Here is a 19,788-nt window from a genome sequence, read left to right as displayed (position 1 = left end):
ACCTAGCCCTCCTTTTTGTATATGGTCGGTGCAATATTGATCAATCCGCACTGTGCAGCATTGGCGACGCGTTCCGAATGACCGACATAAAGAAAGCCACCCGGCTCGAGGCGTTCGGCAAGACGAGCCCACAATGCTTCGCGCGTCGTATCATCGAAATAGATGACAACGTTGCGGCAGAAGATGACTGAAAAGCTGCCGCGGAAAGGCCATCCAGCATTCAGATTAAGGACGCGGAAGCTTGGAAGGGCGCGCAACGAGGCGCTCATGCTTGCCGAACCGCCGTGATCCTCAAGATAGAGAGAACGTTCCCGTTCCGGAATCCCCTCGAGTTCGTCGCGAGCGTAAATGCCTTCGGCGGCACGGGCCACGACTTCGCTGTTGATGTCTGTCGCCAGAATGCGGAAATCAAAGGACCCTATTTCCGGGAAGCTTCCGAGCGTCGTCATGGCGATGCTCCACGGCTCCTGCCCTGTCGAGCAGGCCGCTGACCACATACGTATCTTCTTTCCCTGACGAAGCATGGGAATCAGGGAAGGCATGACTTCGGTGCGCAAATGATCGAAGTGATTCCGCTCACGAAAGAAGCCCGTTACGTTCGTTGTAAGAGCGCAGATCAGCTTTTCGAGTTCGACCGTGCCTGCGGGGCTGGTGGCAAACTGCAGATACGCCTCGAAGCTGCCCATCTGCATTTCGCGCACGCGTCGCGACACACGTGCATAGACGAGCGCCTTCTTGGTGTCTGGCAGGCAGATACCAGCTTGCTCTTGTGCAATTCCCTGCAGACGTCGAAAATCGGTGTCTGTATATTCAGGGGCAGTAAGGGTGATGGAGGCGGTCATTCTTTGGGGGATTCGCCAACAAGCTGTTTGACGACCGTATCAAGTTTCAGAATTCCAATCATCCGGTTATCGACCAGCACCAGACCGTGCAAGCATCCCCCCTCATCGGAGGTCGGCTGGATATCAGTCGATTTGATATCGGCGAGATCGATAACCCGGTCCACCAGAAGGCCATAAACCACACCGCCTCTTGATTCGACAATGACAACGACACGCCGGGCATTCTCCAGTTCCGGAGCAATGTTTAGGTAGGCTGCGAGATCGATAACGGTCAGGATAATGCCGCGCAAGTTGATCGCACCGCATACGTAAGCGGGGGCAAAGGGCAGGGTTGTGGTTTTTTCGAAACCTCTGATTTCGCGTACGCTAAGGATGGGTATGCAGTATTCCTGTGCACCGACTGCAAAAACGATCATCTTGATCGACGAGACACCGGGCCCTTCAATGGTTGTCAGTTGTTCGGTCATCGGAGGTTCCTGATTGATACTGAGCATGTTTGTGAAGATCTAGGCTACCAGCTCGGACAATCCGAGCATCGATTTGTTGTCTGTCTGGCTGAGTGCTGCTGCGATGAGGGCCGAAACGTCCAGAATGAGCGCAACGCTTCCATCCCCGAGAATTGTTGCGGCCGACACACCGAAAATATGGCGATAGTTCTTTTCCATGCTCTTGATGACGACCTGCGTCTGACCGCAGATTTCATCAACAATGAGTGCTGCGCGGCTGCCCGACTCATTTTCGACCACAAGCACGACAGCGCCTTCGAGCGTCTCCTGCTTGCTCGGCGCGGCAAGACCGAGAGTCGCTGCGAGTGGCAAAAGCGGGATACATTCACCGCGCTTCGAGATGATACTTGTACCATCTGGCAATGCGTAAACATCGCCTTCACTAACGATGATAGCTTCAGAGACGGCTGAAATCGGGATGACCATTGTTGTTTCGGCGGCGTTGATAAGCATACCGTCGAGAATGGCAAGGGTGAGGGGAAGGCTGAGACTGAAGGTTGTCCCTTTGCCTGGCACACTGCTGATCACTACGCGGCCACCAAGGCTCATGATAGCCTGCTTGACCACGTCCATTCCAACCCCTCGACCCGAGAGATCCGAGACTTCTGAGGCCGTTGAGAAGCCTGGGGTAAAGATAAGGTTGTTGATCTCGTCTTCGCTCAGGGTTGCGTCGTGTGGGATGATCCCCCGCTTCACCGCCGTCTCGAATACACGCTGGCGATTGACGCCCGCGCCGTCATCCTTGATCGTGATCAGAATGCGTCCCGAGCGGTGCTCGGCGGAGAGTGTGATATTTCCCTCGGATGGTTTGCCCGCGGCCAAGCGATCTTCGATAGACTCTATGCCGTGATCGACGGCGTTTCGCAGCATATGCGTGAGCGGTGCCGCCAGCTTTTCGATCAGGGTGCGATCAACTTCGGTGTCCTCTCCCTCCAGCTCGAGATTGACAGCCTTGCGCGTCATGGCGCTAGCCTCGCGCACGACGCGTTGCATCCGCTGGAAGACGCTCCGCACCGGCTGGGCGCGCACAGACATCACGGCATCCTGTATGTCCCTGGTAAGGGTTTGCATGCCTTCAATGCTCTGTATCAGCTCATGATGGCCGGATACGGCGCTCTTCTGGCAAAGTGATTGCACCGCAGCTTGGGCGATGACCAGTTCACCTACGAGATCCATAAGATCGTCCACGCGCGAAAGATCGACACGGATGGATGCTGTCTCGGTCTTGCGTGTCCCACTCACCGCAGCGGTGGAAGGCTCTTCTTCCCTCAGCGTTTGCGCAGTCGATGCAAGAGCTTCAAGAATTTTCTCTGCTGGAGGACGGATGTCGACCGCCGGTAACTGGGGTGCCTGCTCATCATCCGCATGTACTTGCGGGATGATTGCGAGATCGGCGCCTGAGGGCTGAGCGGGCTGCTCCTCAACGCTGACAATCGCACCCTCATCCGAATCAGGAGTTATATCAGCCTCCGGGTACGCCTTGGGCGCCTCCGTCGGGATAGAATTTTTGTCGTCCTGACTGATCGTAAATGTGCAGCTGTCAACGACCCAATCGAAAACATCGCGTATTGCTGCCTCTTCGACCGTAAGAGGCAACAGGATCTCCCAACTGAGATAGGATTTTTCAGCATCTATCGCATCGAGATCAGGTAAAGAGTCTGTCTTGCAAGTGATCAATGCCGTTTCGCTCTTGCTTTTCGCAAGATTCGATAGCGCGGTCAGGATATTCCGCGCATCGTCACCGCAGTGATACATCTCATCATGGGGGCGGAAAGAAACGCACCATCTGGCCGGTATTTCACTTTCTACAGCCTCAACGCTGAAATCGTCGTCGAAGCTGAAGGCGACAGGCTCGAATTCCATAGGGACGGGGCAGAAGCTGTCCTCGACGGCCCCTGCATCTGTGGCCTGGCTCGCCTCGGTATGGCCGGCCCCGGAGGCATTGACACGCTGGAGTTCGCCCAGGTTCTCGTCAATGCGAACGGCATCGACTGCCACGCCTCCGCGGGCCTCGACGACGAGGTCGCTCAGAACATCCATGCTTTTGAGGAATACGGCAATGACGTCGCGTGTGGGGGCGATCCGGTCCGACCTCACACCGTCAAGCGAGTTCTCATACACATGAGCGAAGCGGACCAGATTCTGAAGGCCGAACGAAGCGGCACCGCCTTTGATGGAGTGCACGGCACGGAACACCGCATTGACTGTATCCGCCTCCGCACGATCTGCATCGAGCGCAGACAACCCTGTTTCCAGCTCCTGCAGCTGCTCTTCGCATTCCTGAAAGAAAATCTCCAGGATTTCGTCCATGTCTGAGCTCATGCTGATCCTGCTTCTCTACTCTGTGACGCGACGTATGGCGGAGACAAGGCTTTCGGAGTTGAAGGGTTTTATGATCCACCCGGTTGCGCCGGCGGCTCGGGCACGAGCCTTCTTTTCCTGGTCGCTTTCAGTTGTGAGAACGATAACCGGCAGGTGACGGAACGGTTCAAGCCCGCGCACCGTCTCGATCACGCCGAAACCATCCATACGGGGCATGTTGATGTCGGTAATGATGACATCCGGCGCGGGGGTCGCTGCTTCGAGAACGCTGATACCCTCCACACCATCATTCCCCTGAATAACGTCGTATCCAGCGCCTTCCAGGGCTGTCCGGAGCATACTCTGCATCGTTCGGGAATCATCAATCGTCAGAACGCGCACAGTCTTTGAATCGCTCATGTCTAGGTCTCGCTGGATGTTGTGCGGGGTTCCCGCAGGAGGAAAGGCACACCGAAGAGTGCCATTGCTTCAGCCATCTTTTCAGATGGGTTGATGATCTCGCGTTTGCCAGCAAGGAGAATCTGGAGGCAAAGACCTCCGAGATAAGTGACTTCCGATCCATCCAGGGGAGTGCCATCATCCGCAATGAGATCTTCGCGCAGCGCTGCGGCAGCCTTGGTGTCAAGGCGCGCAGGAAGCATGATCTGATGAGGCATCGTCTCCGGGGGCACAGGTATGACGGACATCAGAAATCCTCCCAGCCCTGGTCAGAAGACGTCACTTGCAAAGCAGGCCTGGAAACTGCCGCCTGTTTGGCAGGTGCGGGGGGAGGGGGCTGGGCCGGATTTTTCACAACCGGAGGGACGACAGCAGTCCTCGTTGTGACGGCTGGTTTGACGACCGGCGGCCTGGCCATTGGCGGTTTGGGAGGAGATGTTTTCGACTTCGCGTTTGTATCCACGTGGAAGCGTCCGAGCGTTTCTGAAAGAGTGCGGGTCTCGGCGCTCAGGTTATGGCTGGCGGCTGTAGCCTCTTCCACCATGGCTGCGTTTTGCTGGGTTACCTGGTCCATTTCGTTGATCGACGTCGTGACCTCGACGAGACGCGCTGCCTGCTCTCGCGTTGTGACCGTAAGGCCATCAATACGCTGGGCTATGTTCGAAACGCTCTCGGAGAAATCGCTGAGATATTCACTCGTGCGCTGAACGAGAGTTACGCCCTTGTCGACCTGCTCTGCGGAAACAGATATGAGACGTTTGATCTCATTCGCTGACTTGGCCGATTTCTCTGCAAGTGACCGTACTTCCTGCGCCACCACGGCAAAGCCGCGTCCTGCGTCGCCCGCTCGCGCAGCCTCGACACCAGCGTTCAGCGCGAGAACATTGGTCTGGAATGTAATTCCGTCGATGACGGAAATGATCTCGCTTATTGCTGTCGAGGATTTCTGAATGCCGACCATTGCAGCATTGGCATCCGCCATGATTTCTGTTGCGAGCTTGACCTTGTCGAGCGTTTTCTTGGTCTCGAGGCTTGAATCGGAACAGACATCGGCAGTTGTCTGAATGCCGTTGCTGATCGTACGTACCGAGGCAGCCGCTTGGCCAAGATTCTCAGCCTGACGCTCCGTTCTTCTGGCGAGATCGTCCGAGGCCGTGGAAATCTCTGCAGCCCCGGTCGTAATGAATTCCGAGCTTTTTGCCATTGTTTGCAGGATATGTTTCCAGCTTTGGCACGCTTCGTTGAAAGCCTCGCGGATCGGCGCGAATTCCCCCTCAGCCGCCTCGGCCGGAATGCGGCAATCCAGATTGCCCTGCGCAACGGCTCTCAGTGCAGATACGAGGGTCTCCGCCCCTGACGCGACGCTTTTCTGCCTGTTGGCAGCGGTGCGCTTCAGCTCTTCAATCTCTTCGCTCATATGCTTGTGGGCGGCCGCCCGGTTAGCATCGTCATGCGTTTGGTTGTGAAGGCGCTCCAGTAGATCCACAAGGGAGCCGCTATCATCTCTGAAGCCAGTGTAGCGCGTGCGCGTGCGTGTGTCTCCACGGAGGAGGGCCTCCCCCATATTAAGGATTGCCTCCACCGGCACCGAGATTATCTGGTTGAGTATCTGCCATCCTGCAAAAACAGCTGCCGCTGTGATCAGTGTGAGTGGCAGCAGGAAAGAAAAGGCGACTGACGTCAGGGCCCCGGCGAGAAAAGCAGCGACTTCGCCGAGCACGATCGCGGCGAGCAGGATTTCGGAGCAAAGCATGACCGTACCAATTTTGGACCGGAATGATGCTTCTCGATACAGCCAGGTTTTCATTTTTTCCTACTCTGCGATCGTAAGTAAATTATATGAAATTATTGTTTCGATAGTCATTTATGATGAGTAGCGGGCAAAGTGTCTTTTCGATCTCGTCTTTATCCTTCGGCCGCAAAGATCAGAGACTTTACGCTCACACGAAGCCATTAAGAACAAGTTAAGCGTATCGCGTACGATGATGAGATCCCGAAAATTGTCGGCTAGTGGGTCATGATATCAGGGAGTTATTACGTCGCAGGCACTATCTGCCGGAGAGAGGCTTTCCGCGCTTTTCGCGTTCTCCTGCCGCATCATCAGAAAGTGCCCATGTCTCATGCTGTCGTCTGAATGAGCGTTGCTGGTGCAGTGCAGGAACTGAGGAAACCTGATCGAGGATCGACGACCTCCCGTCGGTGGCTGAGGGGGGCGACTGTCAGAGGCCAGCCGCCATGGGAAGTCGTCGCTTGTCCCCCTGTAGTCCCGGCACGACCTGATTGTGGGCGTCCACTCCAGGTGTGAGCGGTAAGCGCCTGACGATATTTTGACCATGTAAGGAGGTCACCTGCCTCGATCCAACATGACGCGCTCAAGGCAGGAGGGTGTGACCTTCAATAGGTCGCCGCGCTCGTTGCCGGGAGCGAAAAACGCAGGATCAGGTGAAGCATGGAGTGTGTTTCATCCGACAGGCTCCTGGAAGCAGAACGTGCCTCATCTGCGATACCGGCGTTCTGCTGTGTCGTACGATCCATGACCCCGATGGCCGAATTGACCTCCTTCAGGCTTACCGCCTGTTCGCGCGCATTTCGAACGATGGTGGTCAGTCTTTCACCCATCGTTGTGACAAGACCGGAAATCGTGGCAAGCGCGTGTTCTGTTTCATGCACACATTCGGCGCCGATATGTATCTCGTCTGATGTTTTCCCTACGAGCGCACTCACACTTTTGGCCGCTTCGGTGCATCGCTGCGCCAGAGTTCTCACTTCGTCAGCCACGACGGCAAAACCGCGACCGGCGTCGCCAGCCCGCGCCGCTTCGATGCTGGCATTCAGAGCAAGGACATTGGTTTGAAAAGCAATGTTCTCGATGATCGAGACGATGTCGACAATCTGGGACGAGCTGTTCTCTATTCGCGACATGGCGTCACGTGTGCGGCGCATGATATCGGCTGAAGCTGCGGCAGAATGGCAGGCTTCCTCGCCGATTGACTGGGCGCTGGTGATCAGCTCTTCCGAATGAGAGGCACTGCGCGCGATCTGACTGATCGCAGCCGTTGTCTGCTCCAGAGCTGCCGCCTGCTGTTCGGTCCGTTGTGCCAGATTCTCGGCACCGCCATGGACGGTTTCGCTTCCATCCCGGATGGTCTGTGCAGCAGTCGAGATACCTGAGATGGTATTTGCGAGTTCCCTGATCGACCTGTTGAAATCCGTTCGTAAAATCTCGAACTCATCGGGAAGAGGCTGACGCAGTTCTGAGGCGAGATCGCCGTTCGAAAGGGCTGAAAGCGCCCCTCCAATCTGCTCAACGACCTTTCTGATGTCATCCAGCCTGCGTTCATCCTGCTCATGCCGCACCCGCTGCGCTTCTTCGTTACGACGTCGCTCCCCTTCCAGAAGCAAGTCGGCTTCCTGCGCCTTCAGCAATGATGAGCGGAATGCGTCCAGCCCGCGTGCGATTGCACCGAGTTCATCCTGGCGCTCTGTTCCGAAGACACGTGCCCGATAGTGGCGGTTTTCAAATTCAGAGACAGCATGAATCAGGCTGCCTAGCGGGTTGCTGAGAAGCTTGCGGAAGATGAGCCACATCAGGACGAGCGAAATGACGATCAGCACGATGCCCGGAATGACGAGAGTGAAAATTGTATGCCAGACCGGTGTCGTGATGGCCTCACCCGGGAGGTCGACCACAAGGGTCCAGTAAGTGCCGAAACCATCCACCGTGATAGGAACCAGGATACGGTCTGCACTCCCACCGTCAAACCCGGGGATGATGGTGACATCGTGCGCAGAGAGGGCCTTGCTGAAAGCTCTGGAGGCGTCATCATGGAAGTGCTGCATGATCTGGGCAGGTGTAGGGCTTACGACCCAGAAGCCTTGGCTGGACAGAAGCGAGATCTTGGTGCCCGGCGCGATCTGGACTTCCTTGAGCATAGGGACAAGCCAGTCCAAGGGGATATCCGCCCCTACGACGGCGATTCTTTTGCCATTGAACGTGATAGGGAAGGTCGGGGAGACCATGGGAACACCGGAATCGTGGTCGATATAGGGTTCAAGGCCGTCCGGGTTGCCTGTTCTGATTATGGCCTTGTAAAAATCGCTATAGTGGGCGGAAGGGGTTCGCACGGCAATATTTCCATGACCGTCACGCACGACATAAGGGAAGAATATTCCCTCCGGGTTTGTTCCTGGACCGCCCGGAAGCTGCGTCCCATCGAAACCATGCGGGATCTCCTTGAAATCCATGCCGAAAATCGCTGGAAAACGCCGCATGTCTTCAACCAGAAGGTCAACAATGAACTGCTTGTTCAAGACGCCCGTCTGATGGCCGCTTTCGATGGCGCTTTGAATGCCTCGTACAACCAGGCTCTGCTCAGCTATTGATCGGGCGATCTTCTGGCCCAATATCTGACTTTTCTGGATTGCTTGCGAGTAGATCTTTTTCTCTACCTCTTTCTTCATCATGAACCCGGATATGGATACGGCGACGATCTGGATTGCTATGAAGCAAATGCCGCAGGCCAGAACGATTTTGCTGGCGAGATTGAAGGCAGGATGATGAAGAGATTTTCTGCGCACGGGCACTGCTTTCCGTTTTTGGAGGCATGAGGCTGGAAGGATGGGTGAAAAGATTTATCGACAAAATTTGCTAGAGCGGAGACTCCCGACGGGCGTGAAGGTGGGCGCTGGGGCATGAGGCGCGTTTGCGGGCAAGCCCGCTCCCGCAACGTTAGATTCAGGTTAATCATTCATGCCGGATGTTATACGTCAATATATTCCGTCACCGTTATGTTTCATTCTGGACGAGATTTTTGTTCAGATTGGTAAACAGGTAACAGCGTGAGAAGAATTCCGCGCAGCAGCGTTCTGTACTCATTGCCGTGGCCGACGACAGATCGTAACGAATGGAATCCGTACCTTTAAGCTTTATCGGGGTGCGCGCAGGGGTGCGGTCAAGGCTTCCATGGTTGAGGCATGCGACGGCATTTGCGTCTCAACCCTTGAGGCGTGAATGGTTGGACTAAGCTTCGGTTTAAAGCGGGAATAGCTGGCTGATGGCGTCATTGTTGAAACGCGCCTGTCAGGAGCCGAAGCTGCGTACCAGGCCGCCCGCTACCATCTGCCACCCATCAATCATGACAAAGAAGATGAGCTTGAATGGCAGCGAGATTGTTGCAGGGGGCAGCATCATCATGCCGAGACTCATCAGCACGCTTGATGTGACGATATCGATGATCAGGAAAGGCAGATAGAGAAGGAAGCCCATTTCGAAGCCTCTGCTCAACTCACCAATCATGAAAGCAGGCATCAGGACCCGCCATGGGGTTTCCGCAGCGGTTTTGGCAGGTGTGAGATTGGCCAGATGATAGAAAGTTGCGAGATCGCCAGGCCGGGCATGCGCAACCATGAAGCCGCGGAATGGCTCTGCTGCAGCCTTGAGGCCGTCTATCTCCGACATGCTCCCATTGATCATCGGTGCGATCCCCTGTGACCAGGATCGTTCAAAAGTAGGCTGCATCACGAAAAACGTAAGAAATAGCGAGAGGCCGATGATGATTGTGTTCGGTGGGGTACCTTGCGCGCCGATTGCACCCCGAAGCAGCGACAGGACGATCACGATACGCGTGAAAGCAGTCACCATTACAAGAAGGCTCGGTGCCAGAGACAGCAGGGTGATGAGGGCAGTAAGCTGGATCAGGCGGCTCGTTGTCCCAGGGCTGCCGCCACTACCGCCAAGATCGATGGAAAGAGACTGCGCGTGCGCGATGCAAGGGGCACAAAGCAGAACGGCTGTGAGGACAACAAGCGTGAAACAATGGCCGATGGTTCGACTCTTGCCAGAGGTCGTAGCTTTGGTATTGCATGAGCTCACTACGCGGGATTTTATCGCCCCGGTTGAATGAATCACAAAATTATTCATGAGCTACGCTCGACGGAGAGATACTGGCTGAAACCCGAGGCAGGTTCAGGATTAGCCTGGACGAGACCGTCGTTCGGGCCGCAATCGCCCTCAAGCCAGCCGATGAACGAATCTCCATTTAGCCCGGTGAGTAGAAGGCCTTCACGCCCTCGACAGGAAAAGACGATCAGTCGCCTTTTCGGATCAAGAGGCAGTGTTTCCACAATCTGTAAACTTCTGGTTGTATTCCGTCTGCCCAGGCGGGGTTCGAGATAGCGCACAACAAATCGCAACAGGAATATGAGCGATATTACCAGTGCAAACGATGCACCATAGCTCACCCATGACAGGAGGCTCATCCGTGCTGCCCGTTGCATGCGTTACATTGGCCCTGAGCAAGCATGGTGTTCATACTCAGGAGGACGAAGACGACAGAATTTCAGTCATTGTCACGCCTATGTTGTTGTCATCAACGACAACCAGCTCGCCACGCGCAATGAGACGGTTATTGGCATAGATATCGACAGCTTCGCCCAGTTTCTTGTTTAACTCGACCACAGCGCCACGCCCCAACCTAAGGAGCTGGCTGACCGGCATGGTGGCAGTGCCGATCACCGCGGTAATCTTGACCGGGATATCGTAGACGGCTTCGGTCCGAGGCGCGGTGGAGCTGCCGGCAGCTGCTGTCTCGGTTGTGGAACCTGAAGAATCGAGAGGCTCTGAGGCAAAATCCTCGAGCCCCATCATTCCGTTATCTGCATTCATCATTTACGGTCCGTTTGTCGTCTTGGGTGAGGCAGTTGGTGAACGCTGCAAAGAGTTGAGTGAGGTCAGCACCTTCTCAATTGCCTTCCTGCGCCATTCTTCCGGGTCGAGGACGATCGTGTTGGTCTCAGTGCTGATTCTGATACGTGAATCCCCGGGAACAGCACAAGGCTCAAACCTTATTTTGTCAGGCTGGCTAATCGCGCTTCTGAGGCGGACTTCGTCATCTGCGGTGCAAGTCACCTCAACCACTGTTTCGGATCCCAAAATCAGATCGATTGCATCCTGCAAAAGATCGCGATGGATACCATTTAATTGCTCCGGGGGGAGGCGGGTCAGAGCGCTGACGATGTCGACCAACGCCTCGGCAAAAATTTCCCCCGCCTTTTGCGCCAGGCCGAAGTGGCGGGCGCATACATCTTCGTTCTGACGGATCATGTCCGCCAGTGTAGAAGATAGGATGGCTTCGGCTCTGGCCTGCTCCGAAGCCGCGCCTGCTGCAAAACCAGCGTCGTAAGCGGCACGCTGCAACGCATCAATCTCGTCCTGAGCCAAGGACACCAAAGGCTTCGCTTGCCCGTCTGCCGGAGCCGAATCTGATTGATCGGTGGCGGGAGGCGGTGCCGGGGGCATTGGCTTGGCATCAAAATCAACGAGGTGGCGGGCGAGCGGCAGGGTGGCGGTGTCAGCGTTACTCGCGTGGTCCTCTCGTCTGGACTTGAGCGAAAAAGGAACGAAGTCTCGCATCAGGAGATGAATTCGTCGCTTGCGGAGTTATCGCTTATATCGATTTCCCCTGCGTTCACGAGATTCTTGATGGTCGTTACGATTTCTGCCTGTGCAGCTTCCACGTCCTTGACACGTACGGGGCCTAGCGATGCAATTTCTTCCAAGAGGATATTGCCTGCCCGTTTTGACATGCACTGGAGGAAGAGTTTGCGTTCGCTGTCCGTCGCTCCCTTCAGGGCAACCGGGAGGCGATCCCGATCCACCTCGGTCACAACTCGCATGAGGGATTCCTGTGAGAGACGCGCGATGTCCTCAAAGGTAAACATCAACGATTTGACCTTCTCCATATCCTCATGGCTCTGACGATCCATGAGCTCTGTAAGGCGCCCCTCCGTCTTGCGATCGAAATTATTGAATACCTCGGCGAGGAGTTCATAACTGTCCCGCTTGGATGACCGTCCGAGGGATGAGATGAATTCGGATCGCAGGGTCGCCTCGACACTCTCAATCACTTCGCGCTGCACCGTTTCCATATGCAGGATACGCATCATCACATCTGTCGCATAATCCTCAGGCAGCAAGGCGAGGACACGTGCTGCATGCGCGGGCTGCAAACGACTCACGATAACCGCAGCCGTTTGCGGATACTCGCTCTTCAGGTAGTTGGCGAGAATTGACTCCTGCACATTTGCCAGTTTGTCCCACATATTGCGGCCAGCGGGACCACGGATCTCGTCCATGATCTTTTCGACCTGCTCGGCACTGAGTGAGCGGCGCAGGAAAGCTTCGGTTGTCTCAAAAGTCCCGACGAGACCATCGGCCAATTCGAAATTCTCGACGAACTCCCGACACACTGATTCGACCATGGCGGCCTTGACGACGCCCAGTCCCGCCATGGCGATCGAGATGTCACGTATTTCATCCTCGTGCAGGGACTGCATGAGTGCGGCGCTTCGGTCACGACCGATTGCCATGAAAAGAATTGCTGCCTTCTGTTTGCCGGAGAGTAGAAATTCCGGCGCTATGGGAGCTGCGGGAGGCATATCGGGGGGGCTGGCGTTATTCATGATGAAGCTCCCGGACGTGGCTCGGGTGCCTCGAGCCAGTTTCGGATAATGCTCAGGCTGCTTTCAGGGTTTTGATCGATACGGTCAGCGACCTTCGAAATCGTTCCTGCACGCGCTCTCCCCTCAATTCCATCTATCGACACGGTATCGGTATCAGTGCGAAGAGCCAGGCTGTTAGACGAACCTTGTCCGAGAGCCGCGTGATTGGGCTCTCCCTCCCTATAGGAACCGGAGCCACCAAGCGCTTCCAGATGGGTGGGGCCAGATCGCGACAGGGCAGGGTGTGTCGTCGTTTTGCGGCGGAGGAGTGGCCGGAGCGCGAAGAACCCTGCACCCAGAGCGAGGAGGATCGGTATAATCCATTCTGCCAGATATATCAGGTTAGCGCGCGAGAAGAAGCCTGGCGCAGCCGGGAGGGGTTCGACACCTCCATCCGGCATAAATCGCATTGATACGACCTCGACCTGATCTCCACGGGCCTTGTCATAACCGACTGAGGTTTTCACAAGTGTGGTGATGCGGTCGATTGCGGCTGCATCGAGAGGCTTCCACACTTCTGTTCCGCTCTTATCCCTCGTGTAGGAACCATCAACCATGACCGCTATGCTGATTCGTGCCACGCGTGGGTGAGTTTGGTTGACGACCCGGACGCGCTTGCCAATTTCATAATTATTGGTTTCTTCGTCACGCGTATCACTCGATCCGTTTTTGTCGGTTTGCCCGGCATTTGCGTTCGGCAGATTGTTCGCGACAGATGTGTTGGGGGTCGACTCAGTGTTGACGCTTTTGTCTGTACTGGTTTGTTGCGACCGCAGTACCTGCTGGTTCGGATCGAAGCTTTCTTCTGTTTCGTGCACTTCGTCATTGTTGATGACGACTGCGGCCCGAGCCCTGACATGCGCCGTGCCCAGCGTAGGGATGAGCATCTCCTCAACAGACTGAGACAGCCTTGTCTCCTCGGCATGACGGAACTTCTCGAATGCGCTCTCCTGACCGTCCTCGCTGTTCGGCTCTCCCGGTTTTGCCAGAACATCGCCGCGTGTATCGACGATCGAGATGGATTGCGGCCTCAACCCCGGCACTGCGGCGGCAACAAGGTTCTGAATCGCCTGTATACCATCAGGTGCGATGCGTCCTCCGTGGCCGATATCGATAACGACGCTTGCTTGAGACGGGTTTGTCTGCACCGAAAACAGGTCACGATGAGGCAATACGAGATGCACCCGCACATTGCGTATTCCCTGAAGGAGCCGGATCGAGCGCTCGAGTTCGCCTTCTAGGGCGCGGGTTTCGTTGATGTTTTGCTCAAATTGGGTACTCGTCAGGGTCGCGCTCTTGTCGAACAGCTCGTAACCAACGCTTCCACCATTGGGAAGGCCATCCTTGGCGAGAAGGAGGCGAGCTTTTGCAACTTGGTCGCTGGATACGTAAAGGCTCGTTCCATCCGGTGAGGTCGAACTCGGAATATGGGCCTTTGACAGGTCTTCGACCATCCGGGCTGCCTCGTTGAGGTCCAGATTGCCGTACACCAGTGCGTTGGGCTGCCCAGAGCCACCAAGCGCGAGATACCCCAGAAGTCCGAGCAGCAGAGCCCCTGCGGCTCCTAGGGCAATCAGCTGGTTACGACCCAGCCCCTTTATGGATGTAAGGAGATTTTTCATGAATAATTGTCGTCAGACGCGATCGGTTTTTGCTATTTTATTCATGGTCGGCCTCCAATCTCCCGTGTGTTTCCTGAGGTATATTTTTTATAATGCGTCAAATATTTTAGCGTATTGTAAGGCGTCAATTTTTTCAGCCCGAATGCTCCCCGTCCGCGTGGAAGCATACTCATCATGGGATGTAGGCATTCGTTGGCGGTGTTTCCTTGAGCGGCAGATTGAGGCGGTTCGCGTTCTGATCCTGCGTCAGGCCCGTGGGGCCCTGTGCCACCTGACGAGCGACATTTGGCATGAGGTCAGGTCTGCTCCAGCAGTCCACGCCGTTCCAGCTTTGGGTGCAATATGGCTGTGGCGCAGGTGGTCGCTCGGCTGGAGCGCACCAGTCTTCACCCTGCTGTATGTAACCGGCGTTGCATTCACGACCGGTAAGATGACGTGCGATGTCATCAGCCGCGCACGCAGAAAGCTGAAGACCAGTTATCCCGAGTATGCAGCAACGAAGCATAGGCCTGTAAGAGAAAACGCAGAACCGGAAGCTCATTGCGATCCTTGATCGATAGGGGAGCATTTCAATCACCGATGGGGAGAGGCCGGCATGCGGGATCGCTTTGTCAGCGTCAACTGCTAGGCTCGGCTGCAATCTTGTCGATAGCATTCATGCCTCGGGTCGTCTCCGTCTGGATGAGCTGAAAAGTGAGATCGTAATCGCGCTGGATCTGCACCAGACGGGTTGTTTCGGCTACCGCATTGACATTGCTTCCCTCCAGCATTGCCTGATGCAACTCGGGAGTGGGCATCTGCCGCGTTGGCGTTGTAGGCTTGAAGAGGAAGCTGCCCTCTGCCATCAGTGTCTGGGGGTTATTGACCGTGACAACGCCTATCGTTCCCAGTGGACCATCTTCAGTCGATATGGTTCCGTCCTTGGCGATCGAGAAATCTCCGCTCTCTTGCCGCAGAACAAGATTGCGACCGTTATTGTCGAGCACAGGATTGCCCGCGCTATCAATGATCGTGCCATCGAGGCGGCGTGTAAATTGTCCGTTGCGGGTCAGTCGTACCCCTTGTGTTGTACGGACGGTGAAATAGCCTTCACCATTGATCGCAACGTCGGTCGCGTTACCCGTGCTTCTCAAGGGGCCTTGGACCAGATCCCTGAACGTCGCCTTATCCTGGGCATACGCCTGCTCCCGATCGCCTGGAGTCACCCCGGACCCTTTCTGATGGACAAGATACTGCGAAAAGAGCTCCCGGGATCCCTTGAAGCCGTCGGTGTTCTCGTTCGCCAGATTATTGGCGGCAACGTCGAGCTCACGCTTGAGTACGTCGATGCGCGACAAGGCAATATAAGCAGTGCTATCCATAATGCTCGACCAGCCTTTTTGTTTTAAATGGCAAGGAAATCACGTGCGCACACATGCGCATGACCATGGAAATCCATTCCATTACTTCATCAGGTTGATCGTGCGCGTGAGCATTGAACGCGTTACCTGCAAGGCGTTCAAATTGGCCTCATATGAGTGTTGTGCTTCGTGGGTATCCATAATTTCGGTCATCGCATCGACATTGGGAAGCTTGACGAGTCCATTTTTGTCTGCGGCAGGTTGGGATGGGTCGTAATGGGTCTCGAAGGCTGTCCGGTCTTCACCTATCTCCTTCACTGAGACAGATGAAACGCCGGTATCGCGATTAAGAATTTCCTTAAATGTAATGGTTTTTCGGCGGTAGGGATCGGAACCCGGTGTAGAGCCAGTCGTTTCAGAGTTTGCTAGGTTCTCGGCTGCGACCTGCAGGCGCTTCGCCTGAGCCTGCATGCCGGACGCGGAAATTCCGATAGTATCTGTGAAGTTCATTTCGACCTCGAAAGACCAGGCTCAGGATGAACCTAGAGCGAGAGAAAACATGGACATATATGTGCTGTAAGCGCTCGTAGCCATGCGCTGCTGGTCGTCGGTCTGCGCAATCTTAACGAGTTCGCTTTCAAGGTCGACCTTGTTGCCATCGATCGACGTGCTGCTATCGGCTTTGACCGAACCTTTCTGGCTCATGTTGCTGGCAATATGCCCTGGCTCGGTCTGGGCAAGCTGGACAGACATCTGGTTCTGTAGGGCGCCTTTGAAATCAGGAAGGTCACGGGCCACATAATTAGGCGTATTTGCATTGGCGATATTGCCTGCGATGAGCGTCTCGCGCGACTGCAACCACTGCATGCGGCGGTTGGCGAGGTCGAGAATATCTGTCCCTTTATCAGCGCTGACTGAAAGCGGTGACGTTGCTTGGAGCATTAAATTTCGCCCTTCATTCTTCGCCGACAGAAGCGATAAATAGCATTATTCGGATAGTTCCCATTCTAGTATGAAAAAGCGGCCTGGAGAAGCAGAACCGCGATGCGTAACAAAAAATTTCTGCGTCGCCTCTCCCTGGTATGTCATGGATTGCCGGCCGACAGGGTGGGCGGCGGGGCGTGCTGGGTTAAAAGCGAAAATATTCTTGCCCTGGAAGGGCTCATTGCTCTCCCGGCGATGCGCCCTGCAAGCCATTTGAGCGTTGTGTCATCTCCGGCACGTGCGGCGTCGGATGCGAGTCTGAGAGCAAGGTCCTGTGCCACATCCGAGAGAGTACCTTTGGCGGGAAGATTTTCTTGTGCGACAATTTTGAGCTCATGGGTCGCAGCGGCCCAGTCCCCCTGATTTTCAAAGGTGGCCGCTGATACCAGTCTGGCAGACTGGCCCTGTGCGTCCTTGAGGATGTTGAGACCTTTTGCCGTGTTTCCGTCTAGAAGGGCAATTTCGGCTCTTGCGACATTGCGCTGCGCGCGAAGTTCGGGGGATACCGTCTCCGACTCGGTCATGTCGAGCGTTTGAAGCGCGCGTGCCGCGTCTCGTTGCTGTATGGCGAGTTCGGCGAGAGCAAGACCCGCGCTGGCTTTGTCTTCCGGACTCTCCAGAGCCGGCACGGCTGTTTCGAGTGCTTTGGACCCGTCATCGATCAGACCGATAGAAAGAAGAAGCTTTCCATAGGCAGCTTGTAGGCTGGCCTGCTCGGGACCGTTCGGAAGTCCTGCAATATGGGCCTTGAGTAGCGCTGCATTGCGTAGCGCCTGTTGGTTGTCCAGACCGGTGGCGGGAATTTCAGCCAGCCCCTTCAGGGCTTTCAGAAGTATCGTGTTACGTTTGCTCATCAAGGCAGAGGGGCGCCCTGGCGGGACGCCCTGATCGATCATCAGAGCAGCGTTTGGCCAATCGCCCAGCTGCAGAAATGCCTCCGCCTGAGTGAGACGAACCGCCATCTCGCGCCCGGCCAGTCGCGCATCGAGGATGATGGCATCAAGAGCACGGATCATCTGCTGGGGAGATAACTTGCCCTGCATATGGTCAAGCACGATCTCGCTTTCCGCCGCCTTTTCGGCGATTACAGGATCGCGATCGGTCTTGAGGTGTTCAAGGCTTCTCCGTGCTGCGTCGGTCCGACCGAGCCGCATATTGGCGAGCGCGCGACTCAACTGAAAGCCAGATGACTGCGGCAGCTTGTTCAAGGCGGGCAGATCAGTGGGCGTAGCGTTGCGCGCAATCGTTTCGGCAGCGAGGGGAAGCAAAATATCCCGCACGTTCGCGGGGTAACTCCTGATCCGATCGAGATCAAGCACGAGGCGATGGGTGCCGCGCGCATCGATCTGATCAGCCTGAGCAAGATAGAGTGCCCGCCATAACTGCGCCGCTCGTTGCTGTTTCTCGGGCCATGGGCCATCCAATCCCGAGGCGTCCTCAAGATCGCCACTCATCAGCGCGGTTGCTTCAGTCAGGAACCTTATTTCCGGACGGCCGATTTCCTCTGGATCGTCTCTGAGCGCAACAGCCAGTATACCTCTCGCCTCGGTGAATGCTCCCATGCTGAAGGCTGCCTGCGCTTCTTTCACGCGAGCCTCGAAGCGCTTGGAGGGGCTGGAGTCTGCTGCTGCGAGAAAAGCGTCATGAAATCTCTGGCGCAGAGCGGTATCGCCAAGATCTTTAAGGGCAAGCCACTCGAGATCGATGTCGTTGGCATAGACTGCCTGTCCATCATCCACCATGCTGTGTCCGTCTCGATTGAGCAGAAGGCCAGAAGGGACGGCGGATAGAGTGATTTCGGCGTCACGTGCAGAGACGACGACGCCCTCATTGGTCGGCCACACATCGTATCCCGGTGTACGTCGCATGGATGTAACGCCCCCATCATCGAGAAGGGAGGTGCCAATCAAAAGGCGTGCGCCCGAGGCCGGGTCAGATACAGACAGAACGCGTCCGCTGCGGCGCATCGGATACAGGACACCCGTTGCGACGACGTGAGGGTTTATAGTGCGTCGATCCTGTTGGGGAATATCGAGCGGCGGTTTGAGCCCCAGCACCCAACCATCGCTCTGTTGTGAAAGAAAGAGCGGTCGGCTGTCTGATCTGCGCAGCTGGATGATGGTGGCGTCTGGCAATACATCGACGCTCAGGGACGAAAAAACGCCGTCTCCATGTATCGCGGACGTGTCCATCGGAATGGCGTTATCAACGATGACGATAAAGCGATCCCCGCTCTCGAATGCCGCGATGCCAGTCTTGGGCGGGATAGGCAGCAGGACCCGATCCTGGGATGCCTGTGACGTTGCCACGGGCAGATCGACCCCTGACGGCGTGGCCGCCTTTGTGACAGCGGGCTGGGGTGCAGGGGCGGGTTTGGGCCTGCTGTCTGTCTTCTCCGTAGGTGAAGCTGCAGGAGCATTCAGAAGCGTTGCACGCCACGAAGGGGGGAGGCCTTGCACAAGGTCACTCCCGGAAATCCGATCAGGCAAATGCTCTTTCTGGTCTGGTATTTCTCGCGGCTGAGCAGGCCGCGTATGCGGGTGCAGCTCTTTGCGTCCTTGAAGCGTATGCCTGTGATCGGCCCTTGCGGACGCCACAAAGACAAGGCCTGGAAGCAACGCGGCAGGTGCGAGGCGCAGGGCTTTCCCGATTGCCTTGAAATTCAGATGCGACACGACCGGTCCGCCCAATGAGCGTGGCCGATATCTCCAGTGCAGACGCCTGCGGTAACGGGCGTTCTTTCTATCTGGCAGGACATGGGCGCTATCAGGTCAGGCCAGAAAATCGAGAATCTGGGTGATGGTCGAGCCGCTTCGTGCAGAGGTTGCGGACAAGCCCCCGTCAGCAGAAAATTGTACTGCCCCGGATTTGGCTGTTTCGGCGACAGCTTGAGATGACAGGGTACCGTGGCGGCTTGCAGCATAGGATGCGTGCGCGCTCGTGCTTGTCGCCTGACGCAGCGCGGCGGAGAGCGAAGAGGCAGCTGAAATATCTAACATTGTTGTTTCCGGTTATAAATCGTCAAACGGGGCACAAAGACCCTGTGAAAATGGCTTGTGGCTTATGCTGCCAAACATTTTGTCACAAGTTATGCGCCTTCTTTGTTACAATAACGTTAAGGTTTTTGCTTGTTACATGTGAGAACGCTTCAGGCCCCATAAGTCAGTGTTAGCACGAATTCCGATGGCAGGGCCATGCTTTTGTCGAACGTTCCAGGCATCCCGAAATTGCGTAC

The 19,788-nt window shown here is 55.8% G+C and carries 17 protein-coding genes; all 17 read right to left on the bottom strand.

The genetic code is table 11. The annotated features are described in order from the left end of the window. Window positions 1-2: 2 nt before the first annotated feature. The 17 genes from Asbog_RS11480 to Asbog_RS11385 all read right to left on the bottom strand — a co-directional run bounded on the left by Asbog_RS11480 (window position 3) and on the right by Asbog_RS11385 (window position 19,552). Window positions 3-842 (bottom strand): CheR family methyltransferase, encoded by an 840-nt coding sequence (locus tag Asbog_RS11480; RefSeq protein WP_062165237.1) that lies wholly within the window; start codon window positions 840-842, stop codon window positions 3-5. Next, complete coding sequence (locus Asbog_RS11475; RefSeq protein WP_023980062.1) at window positions 839-1,309, bottom strand: chemotaxis protein CheW; 471 nt, start codon at window positions 1,307-1,309, stop codon at window positions 839-841. The genes Asbog_RS11480 and Asbog_RS11475 overlap by 4 nt, the downstream gene beginning before the upstream one ends. Window positions 1,310-1,348: 39 nt before the next feature. Next, the gene (locus tag Asbog_RS11470; protein WP_231944571.1) at window positions 1,349-3,658 is read right to left on the bottom strand and encodes a chemotaxis protein CheA; all 2,310 of its coding nucleotides are present in this window, start codon (window positions 3,656-3,658) and stop codon (window positions 1,349-1,351) included. Window positions 3,659-3,685: 27 nt separating this feature from the next. Continuing rightward, entirely contained in the window at window positions 3,686-4,069 is a 384-nt protein-coding gene (locus Asbog_RS11465; RefSeq protein WP_035444293.1) for a response regulator, read from the bottom strand. Window positions 4,070-4,071: 2 nt separating this feature from the next. Beyond that, entirely contained in the window at window positions 4,072-4,356 is a 285-nt protein-coding gene (locus Asbog_RS11460) for an STAS domain-containing protein (protein WP_062165235.1), read from the bottom strand. Continuing rightward, complete coding sequence (locus Asbog_RS11455; protein WP_062165234.1) at window positions 4,356-5,915, bottom strand: methyl-accepting chemotaxis protein; 1,560 nt, start codon at window positions 5,913-5,915, stop codon at window positions 4,356-4,358. Before Asbog_RS11455 ends, Asbog_RS11460 begins: the two co-directional genes overlap by 1 nt. Window positions 5,916-6,502: 587 nt before the next feature. Continuing rightward, a complete protein-coding gene (locus Asbog_RS11450; RefSeq protein WP_062165233.1) occupies window positions 6,503-8,686 on the bottom strand; it encodes a methyl-accepting chemotaxis protein in 2,184 nt (727 codons plus the stop codon). 502 nt (window positions 8,687-9,188) lie between these two features. Further along, entirely contained in the window at window positions 9,189-10,028 is an 840-nt protein-coding gene (fliP, locus tag Asbog_RS11445; protein ID WP_083510856.1) for a flagellar type III secretion system pore protein FliP, read from the bottom strand. Between the two features lie 393 nt (window positions 10,029-10,421). Then, the gene (fliN, locus tag Asbog_RS11435; RefSeq protein WP_370458661.1) at window positions 10,422-10,775 is read right to left on the bottom strand and encodes a flagellar motor switch protein FliN; all 354 of its coding nucleotides are present in this window, start codon (window positions 10,773-10,775) and stop codon (window positions 10,422-10,424) included. After that, on the bottom strand, window positions 10,776-11,519 hold the full coding sequence (locus Asbog_RS11430) for a FliH/SctL family protein (protein ID WP_062165232.1): 744 nt from the start codon (window positions 11,517-11,519) through the stop codon (window positions 10,776-10,778). Next, window positions 11,519-12,568 (bottom strand): flagellar motor switch protein FliG, encoded by a 1,050-nt coding sequence (locus tag Asbog_RS11425; RefSeq protein ID WP_231944570.1) that lies wholly within the window; start codon window positions 12,566-12,568, stop codon window positions 11,519-11,521. The genes Asbog_RS11430 and Asbog_RS11425 overlap by 1 nt, the downstream gene beginning before the upstream one ends. Further along, complete coding sequence (fliF, locus tag Asbog_RS11420; RefSeq protein WP_062165230.1) at window positions 12,565-14,229, bottom strand: flagellar basal-body MS-ring/collar protein FliF; 1,665 nt, start codon at window positions 14,227-14,229, stop codon at window positions 12,565-12,567. Before fliF ends, Asbog_RS11425 begins: the two co-directional genes overlap by 4 nt. 617 nt (window positions 14,230-14,846) lie before the next feature. Next, entirely contained in the window at window positions 14,847-15,590 is a 744-nt protein-coding gene (gene flgF, locus Asbog_RS11410; protein ID WP_062165228.1) for a flagellar basal-body rod protein FlgF, read from the bottom strand. 81 nt (window positions 15,591-15,671) lie between these two features. Then, a complete protein-coding gene (gene flgC / locus Asbog_RS11405; RefSeq protein WP_023980049.1) occupies window positions 15,672-16,079 on the bottom strand; it encodes a flagellar basal body rod protein FlgC in 408 nt (135 codons plus the stop codon). A gap of 21 nt (window positions 16,080-16,100) precedes the next feature. After that, a complete protein-coding gene (gene flgB, locus Asbog_RS11400) occupies window positions 16,101-16,511 on the bottom strand; it encodes a flagellar basal body rod protein FlgB (protein WP_062165227.1) in 411 nt (136 codons plus the stop codon). A gap of 143 nt (window positions 16,512-16,654) precedes the next feature. Beyond that, window positions 16,655-18,862: a hypothetical protein gene (locus tag Asbog_RS11395; protein ID WP_146926323.1), complete on the bottom strand. Its 2,208-nt coding sequence runs from the start codon at window positions 18,860-18,862 to the stop codon at window positions 16,655-16,657. Between the two features lie 462 nt (window positions 18,863-19,324). Beyond that, the gene (locus Asbog_RS11385) at window positions 19,325-19,552 is read right to left on the bottom strand and encodes a hypothetical protein (RefSeq protein ID WP_062165224.1); all 228 of its coding nucleotides are present in this window, start codon (window positions 19,550-19,552) and stop codon (window positions 19,325-19,327) included. Window positions 19,553-19,788: the final 236 nt, after the last annotated feature.

The sequence above is a fragment of the Asaia bogorensis NBRC 16594 genome, assembly GCF_001547995.1.
In the GTDB taxonomy this organism is placed as follows: Bacteria; Pseudomonadota; Alphaproteobacteria; order Acetobacterales; family Acetobacteraceae; genus Asaia; species Asaia bogorensis.
The sequence above is the reverse complement of the archived record's forward strand: the minus strand, read 5'-3'. Positions and strand labels throughout refer to the sequence as shown.

Coding starts and splice junctions, on each gene's coding strand:
- Asbog_RS11480 (WP_062165237.1), bottom strand. CDS start 842: ATGACCGCCTCCATCACCCTTACTGCCCCTGAATATACAGACACCGAT.
- Asbog_RS11475 (WP_023980062.1), bottom strand. CDS start 1,309: ATGACCGAACAACTGACAACCATTGAAGGGCCCGGTGTCTCGTCGATC.
- Asbog_RS11470 (WP_231944571.1), bottom strand. CDS start 3,658: ATGGACGAAATCCTGGAGATTTTCTTTCAGGAATGCGAAGAGCAGCTG.
- Asbog_RS11465 (WP_035444293.1), bottom strand. CDS start 4,069: ATGAGCGATTCAAAGACTGTGCGCGTTCTGACGATTGATGATTCCCGA.
- Asbog_RS11460 (WP_062165235.1), bottom strand. CDS start 4,356: ATGTCCGTCATACCTGTGCCCCCGGAGACGATGCCTCATCAGATCATG.
- Asbog_RS11455 (WP_062165234.1), bottom strand. CDS start 5,915: ATGAAAACCTGGCTGTATCGAGAAGCATCATTCCGGTCCAAAATTGGT.
- fliP (WP_083510856.1), bottom strand. CDS start 10,028: ATGAATAATTTTGTGATTCATTCAACCGGGGCGATAAAATCCCGCGTA.
- fliN (WP_370458661.1), bottom strand. CDS start 10,775: ATGATGAATGCAGATAACGGAATGATGGGGCTCGAGGATTTTGCCTCA.
- Asbog_RS11430 (WP_062165232.1), bottom strand. CDS start 11,519: ATGCGAGACTTCGTTCCTTTTTCGCTCAAGTCCAGACGAGAGGACCAC.
- Asbog_RS11425 (WP_231944570.1), bottom strand. CDS start 12,568: ATGAATAACGCCAGCCCCCCCGATATGCCTCCCGCAGCTCCCATAGCG.
- fliF (WP_062165230.1), bottom strand. CDS start 14,229: ATGAAAAATCTCCTTACATCCATAAAGGGGCTGGGTCGTAACCAGCTG.
- flgF (WP_062165228.1), bottom strand. CDS start 15,590: ATGGATAGCACTGCTTATATTGCCTTGTCGCGCATCGACGTACTCAAG.
- flgC (WP_023980049.1), bottom strand. CDS start 16,079: ATGAACTTCACAGATACTATCGGAATTTCCGCGTCCGGCATGCAGGCT.
- flgB (WP_062165227.1), bottom strand. CDS start 16,511: ATGCTCCAAGCAACGTCACCGCTTTCAGTCAGCGCTGATAAAGGGACA.
- Asbog_RS11385 (WP_062165224.1), bottom strand. CDS start 19,552: ATGTTAGATATTTCAGCTGCCTCTTCGCTCTCCGCCGCGCTGCGTCAG.